Annotated in this window: 6 protein-coding genes; all 6 read left to right on the top strand. The window is 58.3% G+C overall.

The window, feature by feature from the left end; genetic code table 11:
- Positions 1–273 precede the first annotated feature (273 nt).
- The 6 genes from KYK83_RS16810 (at position 274) to KYK83_RS16785 (ending at position 5,657) form a co-directional block, all read left to right on the top strand.
- Positions 274–1,566, top strand: coding sequence for a tyrosine-type recombinase/integrase (locus tag KYK83_RS16810; RefSeq protein ID WP_103025251.1), 1,293 nt, complete (start codon positions 274–276; stop codon positions 1,564–1,566).
- 385 nt (positions 1,567–1,951) lie between these two features.
- A complete protein-coding gene (locus KYK83_RS16805; RefSeq protein WP_103025252.1) occupies positions 1,952–2,893 on the top strand; it encodes a HEPN domain-containing protein in 942 nt (313 codons plus the stop codon).
- Between the two features lie 143 nt (positions 2,894–3,036).
- Positions 3,037–4,095, top strand: coding sequence for an NAD(P)H-dependent flavin oxidoreductase (locus tag KYK83_RS16800; RefSeq protein WP_103025253.1), 1,059 nt, complete (start codon positions 3,037–3,039; stop codon positions 4,093–4,095).
- A gap of 117 nt (positions 4,096–4,212) precedes the next feature.
- The gene (locus KYK83_RS16795; protein ID WP_103025254.1) at positions 4,213–4,470 is read left to right on the top strand and encodes a hypothetical protein; all 258 of its coding nucleotides are present in this window, start codon (positions 4,213–4,215) and stop codon (positions 4,468–4,470) included.
- A gap of 768 nt (positions 4,471–5,238) precedes the next feature.
- Positions 5,239–5,496, top strand: coding sequence for a helix-turn-helix domain-containing protein (locus KYK83_RS16790; RefSeq protein WP_103025266.1), 258 nt, complete (start codon positions 5,239–5,241; stop codon positions 5,494–5,496).
- Positions 5,493–5,657: a hypothetical protein gene (locus KYK83_RS16785; protein ID WP_158246688.1), complete on the top strand. Its 165-nt coding sequence runs from the start codon at positions 5,493–5,495 to the stop codon at positions 5,655–5,657. Before KYK83_RS16790 ends, KYK83_RS16785 begins: the two co-directional genes overlap by 4 nt.
- The last annotated feature ends 32 nt before the right edge of the window (positions 5,658–5,689 follow it).

Here is a 5,689-nt window from a genome sequence, read left to right as displayed (position 1 = left end):
CGACCCCAACCTTGGCAACTGCCAATTGGTATTTTCGCTATCGTCTCCGTTTTCAGTAAAATCTACTATATTCCACGCAACATCAATTGCTTGTTTATCACACCGAGTCGCCATTGGTACGCTGCGATTTCCGGTGGTTTCCCTCCTACTGCTTCCCCCCTGCTTCCCCGGTCATGCTGCACCTGCGTGGGGAAGCAAATATCAAGCGCGTGGGCCACCGGAGCGCAGGAGCAACTTCGAAAGGAATGACAACTCAAATCACGGACAAATCGCATGACCAGATTAACTAAACGCACCGTCGAGGCGCTTAAATCCAACCCAGAGCGTGACGCCTTCCTTTGGGACAACGAACTGCGCGGTTTTGGCGTTCGCGCAAAACCAAGCGGCACCAAAACCTTTATCATCCAGTATCGGAACCAAGAGGCGAGGACCCGTCGCTGCGTCATAGGCCAATATGGAGTCCTGACTGTCGAGCAAGCCCGCAACCTCGCCCAAAAGAAACTCGCCGCCGTGATCGACGGGGCCGACCCGTCTGCCGAACGACACTCGGTCCGCACGGGGCTGACAATCGCAGCAGTTTGCGATTGGTATCTTGCCGAGGCCGAAGCCGGTCGGCTGATCGGACGCAACCGCCGCCCTATTAAAGCGTCATCAATCGCAGGTGATCGAAGCCGCATTGAACTCCACATTAAGCCGCTGATAGGGAATCGCGTGGTCAGCCAATTGAAATTGGCAGATATTGAACGCTTGCAAGGTGATATTGCGGCTGGTCGGACTGCCCAAGCGAGGCGCAGATCCCGAGGTGGGCAAACGGCTGGCGGCGCAGGCGTTGCTGCCCGCGCCATCAGCACGCTTCGCGCTTTACTCAATCACGCCCGCCGCCTCGGCATTATTGAGGCTAGTCCGGCAAAAGGCGTGCGCATCATGGCCTCGCAGAAGGCGAAGCGATATCTGAGCGCTGGCGAAATCCGTCACCTTGGCAAGGTGATGACGCAGATGGAAAGCGAGGGCGAGCACCCGACCGGCCTTGCTGCAATCCGCGTCATGCTTCTCACCGGTTTTCGCCGCATGGAAGTGCTGGCAATGCGCAAGGAATGGGTACAGCCCGACGACAATCTCGTCCGTTTTCCGGATACAAAGTCCGGTCCGCAAATCCGCGTGGCGGGAGACTCAGCAATGCATGTGCTGGAGGCTCAGGCATTGTCCAGCCATTCGCCCTTCATCTTCCCGGCGGATTGGGGCGATGGGCATTTCATAGGCGTCGTTCGGGTGCTGGGCCGGGTCTGCGCGCGCGCGGGTCTGGACAGCGTGACACCGCACACCCTGCGCCACAGCTTTGCAAGCATGGCAGCGGCACAAGGATTCAGTGAACTGACCATCTCGGGCCTGCTCGGTCATGCCCCGCGCGGCGTAACCCAGCGCTATGTGCACCTGGATACCGCGCTCGTCATCGCGGCGGATCAAGTGGCGGGAGAGATTGCTCGACTATTGGACGGTGGCGAGTTGCGGAGCGTGCGGGAGATCAAGCAAGCGCGCACACTGGCAGCGTTGCGTGCTGTGGCATGATGCCTACTTGTCTAGGTCTGCCCTGAAGCCAGATTGAGAGACTGCGGTAGCTCGTGCTTGTCGCCGCTCCAAATCAAGGCCTGTCTCCAGAAATGGGGATGGGCCTTGTGGATAAGCCTGTGGTCTGTTCGGACTATCAGGAACCGGGGGACACGGACTATCAGGAACTCACAGCTCGGACTATTAGGAACCAAAACAGGCCTCAAACCCGCAGAAATGCTGGGCTCCAGCGCCTCTTAACTATGCTAACGACAATCCTTGTCGGATTGTTGCTAACGCGCAGCATATCAGCGCGCGGCTCCTTAGCGCTTTGGGGTGCGCCGTCGCCGCGCGCCTGTGCACTCGGCAGGTGCAAGCTTCGCGGCTGCTTGCTAGAGATTAGACGATGAAGACCGACCTTGATCATTTGCCCCCGCAAAAGCAGCGCGAACTTGAGCGCGTGGTGCAGCTTATCTTCGAGGAGTTTGATGACGCCTTTGCCCTCGCCAAGCATGAGTGGAAGAAGGCGGGGCGCATCCTCAAGGTGATCCTTTACGGTAGCTATGCGCGCGGCACGTGGGTCGATGAGCCCCACACCGCGAAGGGCTACCGCTCCGACTTCGATCTGCTGATCATCGTCAACGACAAGCGGCTCACCGACAGAGTCAAATACTGGGCGAAGCTAGATGACCGGTTGATGCGCGAATATGGCGTTACCGGTACGCTCAAGACTCCAGTCAACTTCATCGTCCATACCCTGCAGGAGGTGAACGACGGGCTCGCCCACGGGCGGTATTTCTTCATGGACGTGAAGGAGGACGGTGTTGCGCTTTACCAGTTCGATGAGACTGAGCTTCATACGCCTAAGCCCAAGACACCGGTGCAGGCGCTCGCCATGGCGCAGGAGTATTTTGACGAGTGGCTGCCGACAGCGATGGGATTTAAGCGCAATGCTGGTTACGCAGTACGAGACGGAGACCTCAAACTCGCGGCATTCTTGATGCACCAGACAGCAGAGCGACTTTACCACTGCGTGCTTCTGGTCTGCACTTTTTATACGCCGCATAATCACAACTTGGCCTTTTTGCGCACGCAGGCCGAGCGGATCGACCCGCGTCTCACCTATGTCTGGCCCCGCGAAACCAAGCGCGATCGCACCCGGTTCGAAAAGCTCAAGGACGCCTATGTCAAAGCGCGCTATTCGAAGCACTATCGCGTCACCAAGGAAGAGCTTGAATGGCTCGGCGCGCAGGTTGAAGAGCTTGGCCGCGTCGTGCACGAAGTGTGCTCGGAACGCATCTCGAAGCTAAAGGCCGAAGCGAAGGCCAAGCCTGACCAGATTCGGTGATCGAGCGAGGACTTGTTGTCTCCGCTTTCGCCTTTTCTAAGCCGAAAGCAGCCTGTCGGTTTGCGACCCATTTACCGCCGTTCACATGAGGTCCTGATGGGTGCATAACCGGGTGATGGTTTAACTTTGGATGCTGAGCGCCTATGTCCTTTATCGATCAGTTTCAACTCACGGTGCCTTTGATCCAGGCACCGATGGCAGGCATCTCGACGCCCTTGTTAGCAGCTTCAGTTTCCGAAGCAGGAGGACTTGGATCAATTGGAGTGGGCGCGACTGATGCGGCCGGTGCACGGGCGATGATTCAGGAGCTACGCAGCCACACGGCCCGGGCCTTCAATGTAAACCTGTTTGTCCACTGCAGGGCCAAGGCGGATCCCGGTCGCGAGGCGGCGTGGCTCGCATCGCTTGCGCCGGTGTTTGCCGAGTTCGACGCCAAACCACCGACGACGCTGCGCACGATCTACAAGAGCTTCGCCGACGATCCTGACATGCTGGCGATGCTGTTGGAAGTGGCGCCGCCCGTCGTCAGCTTCCACTTCGGCTTGCCCTCGGCTGATGCCATTTCGGCACTGCACGCACGTGGTGTCTTTTTGATGGCAACCGCCACCAGCCTTGAGGAGGCACGGGCGATAAAAGCGGCAGGCATCGACGCGATCGTCGCGCAAGGCATCGAAGCTGGCGGCCATCGCGGAATATTCGATCCGACCTCGCCCGACGATGCACTTGGAACCTTTGTGCTCACCCGGTTACTAGTCCGGGAAACAGGACTTCCAATCATCGCTGCCGGAGGGATAATGGATGGCGCCGGCATCGCTGCTGCGCTCAATCTCGGTGCAGTCGCGGCGCAACTCGGCACGGCATTCATAGCGTGCCCGGAGTCCGCAGCAGACGAAGGTTACCGCACGGCCCTGAGAGGTCCGGGCGCGTATCACACGACGCTGACGTCACTCATCTCCGGCCGCCCAGCGCGTGCGCTTGCGAACCGCTTCACGGCGCTGTCAGATCAGCTTGGTGGACGGCTGCCGCCTGATTATCCGATTGCCTATGATGCCGGGAAAATCCTTCACACAAGAGCTAGGGCGAAGGGCGACGACGGCTTTGGTGCACAATGGGCCGGCCAGGGCGCACCGCTAATCCGCGAAATGCCGGCCGCACAACTGGTTCAGATACTACGAAAAGAACTCCAAACCAGTCTGGCCTGATGGACGGCTATCCACCCCATTCTTGCCGGCATGGCCGAGCGGGGACATTGCCAAGAGCAGCCTTTGCTCTAGCGACGACATCACGGTTATCTATGTAAACGTGAGGATAGCTTTTCGATGGTCGAATACATCTACCTGAAGCCCGGCGAGCAAATGCCGGAAATGGCTGACGAGGATGCGTGGCTTGTCGTCGAAGCTAGCGATGATGATCGATTTTTCGGCAGCGGCTACGGCTTCAAAGCGTCAGGTGAGGGTGTGTTTTACGCCTCGCTGCCGAAGAGCGATCTGAGCTTAGAGTCGGCGCTCGACGCTGCAAAACAGTGGGCCGCAAAGTATCAGGTTCCCCGCATATGGGTGCAAGCAACGCCCGATTAGCATAGTCCGCTGACCGCCCCATCCACGACATTAAAGCGTCAAGACTATTGCCCCTAAAGCCGCCCACGATCGTGGCTGCAACCAATCGTCGAGCATCCCGTGTGCGCTCGCAATCCGAATATCTGGCCGTTGGTGTGCGATGATCGCGTTGTTTTGCTGCCATGGCGTGGGATCATTTGGCGACGCTCTTAGGTACTGCCGCTGCAGAAAATTTGCGGTTTGGTTGCAGATCAGAGGCACACTCGCACCGCTATCACTGCAGGTCGCTGGCCGCGCCGGATGCAGTCGCGATGCAATCCGCTTGCAGGCGTGAGAAGCTCGGGGTATTTTTCCGCAAGCGTCTGATTTGAAAGGAAGAATCTAGGGCGAGATAAAAGCACCGCCGTCGGTCGGGGTGCAGGTGGTTGGTTTTGCTGAGCAATATGCGACGGCACTTAAGTAAGCCGACCGGCGCTCTCCTAACAAAGACGTGTGTTTTCAACTCAGTCAGCGACGGCGCATTGCGTACTCAGATGTCTTTCGAGCCTGATATGCGTCAGCATGCGTACCCATGTCCGTCCAAACAGATATCGGCGCATGCGATAGGATTTTCATTGATCATGTCCTTGGACGGCAGCGCATCAAAGGCGGCCCCAGCGTAGAAACGTCATGTGGCGTGGCAACCCATGATCGAGCGATACTCGGTGTCGATGGCGGGCCGGTCTGCTCCCCTCCATGATCCCCCAGGTCGGTCCGTCATCACCCAAATGAATGAAAGGACCGACCGGCATGCCATCCGCAGGCACGACAGAGCATCTTCGCGAGCAACGACAGCGCCAGACAATAGAACCGATCGTGATGCGTGTCCCCGAGGCCTGCCGCTATCTCGGGATCGGGCGCAGCACGCTCTATGTGCTCATCGGTAAACGTGAGATCGAGATCATCAAGCTGGGCAGTTCGACGCTGGTGCTGACTGCCAGTCTCCGATCGCTGGTTGAGAGACGGCGGAAGAATTCAGATGAGCCGACTGCAGAAGCTGTGCAATGACCATGCATCACGATCTCATGAAAGCCATCGTGCTCGCTGCAATCGTCAAGATGCCAAGCCACTCGAAGCGTCAGCTGGTATCGACGGTTCGGGAGCGACGCGAGAAAGCCGAAGATGCATTGGCAGCCAGCGTGGTCGTGGAACTTTCGCGGCGCTTCTAGTGCACAGGAGCAATGTCCGCTTCGCGCCCCAA

The sequence above is a fragment of the Qipengyuania pacifica genome (genome assembly GCF_019857205.1).
GTDB classification, from domain to species: Bacteria; Pseudomonadota; Alphaproteobacteria; order Sphingomonadales; family Sphingomonadaceae; genus Qipengyuania; species Qipengyuania pacifica.
Note: the sequence above shows the minus strand (reverse complement) of the source record. Positions and strands in the feature narration are given on the sequence as shown.

Excerpts from the sequence above, each read along its gene's own strand:
- KYK83_RS16805 (WP_103025252.1), top strand. The coding sequence starts at position 1,952 with ATGAAGACCGACCTTGATCATTTGCCCCCGCAAAAGCAGCGCGAACTT.
- KYK83_RS16785 (WP_158246688.1), top strand. The coding sequence starts at position 5,493 with ATGACCATGCATCACGATCTCATGAAAGCCATCGTGCTCGCTGCAATC.
- KYK83_RS16795 (WP_103025254.1), top strand. The coding sequence starts at position 4,213 with ATGGTCGAATACATCTACCTGAAGCCCGGCGAGCAAATGCCGGAAATG.
- KYK83_RS16790 (WP_103025266.1), top strand. The coding sequence starts at position 5,239 with ATGCCATCCGCAGGCACGACAGAGCATCTTCGCGAGCAACGACAGCGC.
- KYK83_RS16800 (WP_103025253.1), top strand. The coding sequence starts at position 3,037 with ATGTCCTTTATCGATCAGTTTCAACTCACGGTGCCTTTGATCCAGGCA.
- KYK83_RS16810 (WP_103025251.1), top strand. The coding sequence starts at position 274 with ATGACCAGATTAACTAAACGCACCGTCGAGGCGCTTAAATCCAACCCA.